A 1315-nucleotide genomic window follows, 5' to 3' on the forward strand; every position below is an offset into this window, starting at 1 on the left:
GAGACTGTAATTTAAATTGTGTAATTGCCTGTTTTTGATATGTTCACTCCAACAGCGGAGACAGGCAAAGTATGGACGAAAAGAAACTCAAAGCCCTCGCGGCTGAACTGGCCAAAGGTCTTAAAACCGAAGCTGACCTCAACCAGTTTTCTCGTATGCTGACGAAACTTACCGTCGAAACCGCGCTCAATGCCGAACTTACTGACCATCTCGGTCATGAGAAAAATGCCCCTAAATCAGGCTCTAATACCCGAAATGGCTACTCGACCAAAACCGTGTTATGCGACGATGGTGAGATTGAACTGAGCACACCACGTGACCGCGAAAACACCTTCGAGCCGCAACTGATAAAGAAAAATCAGACGCGTATCACCCAGATGGACAGCCAGATCTTGTCTCTCTACGCCAAAGGCATGACCACGCGGGAAATTGTCGCCACGTTCAAAGAAATGTACGATGCCGATGTCTCGCCCACGCTGATATCTAAAGTCACCGATGCGGTTAAAGAGCAGGTGGCCGAATGGCAAAATCGTCCGTTAGATTCACTTTATCCCATTGTTTATCTTGACTGTATTGTGGTGAAGGTTCGTCACAGCGGCAGTGTGATTAACAAAGCGGTGTTCCTTGCGCTGGGCATTAATACCGAAGGCCAGAAAGAGCTGTTGGGTATGTGGCTGGCAGAAAATGAAGGGGCGAAGTTCTGGCTTAATGTACTGACGGAGCTGAAAAATCGTGGTCTTCAGGATATCCTGATTGCCTGCGTGGACGGTCTGAAAGGCTTCCCGGATGCGATAAACAGCGTCTACCCGCAAACACATATCCAGCTATGCATCATCCACATGGTGCGCAACAGCCTGAAGTATGTCTCGTGGAAGGACTACAAAGGGGTCACCAGCGGGCTGAAAACGGTGTATCAGGCACCGACAGAGGAAGCTGCATTGATGGCGCTGGACAAGTTCGCGGATGTGTGGGATGAGAAATACCCGCAAATCAGCAAAAGCTGGCGCGCGCACTGGGAAAACCTCAATACCTTCTTCGGTTACCCACCAGATATCCGCAAGGCCATTTACACGACGAATGCCATCGAGTCGCTGAATAGCGTGATACGGCAGGCGATAAAGAAACGTAAGGTATTCCCGACGGATGATTCAGTGCGAAAAGTGGTTTATCTGGCGATACAGTCGGCGTCAAAAAAATGGAGCATGCCAATCCAGAACTGGCGGCTGGCGATGAGCCGTTTTATTATCGAGTTCGGTGACCGCCTGAGCGACCACCTTTAATCGGATGGCAATTACACAGAATTATTTACAGGGTC

At 49.4% G+C, this 1315-nt stretch carries 1 protein-coding gene; it reads left to right on the plus strand.

Annotated elements, in window-relative coordinates; all coding sequences use genetic code 11:
- Positions 1 to 71: 71 nt before the first annotated feature.
- Positions 72 to 1280, plus strand: coding sequence for an IS256 family transposase (locus tag ACKQAD_RS20195; protein ID WP_409161747.1), 1209 nt, complete (start codon positions 72 to 74; stop codon positions 1278 to 1280).
- Positions 1281 to 1315: the final 35 nt, after the last annotated feature.

This window comes from Pectobacterium artocarpous, assembly GCF_046159765.1.
Taxonomy (GTDB): domain Bacteria; phylum Pseudomonadota; class Gammaproteobacteria; order Enterobacterales; family Enterobacteriaceae; genus Pectobacterium.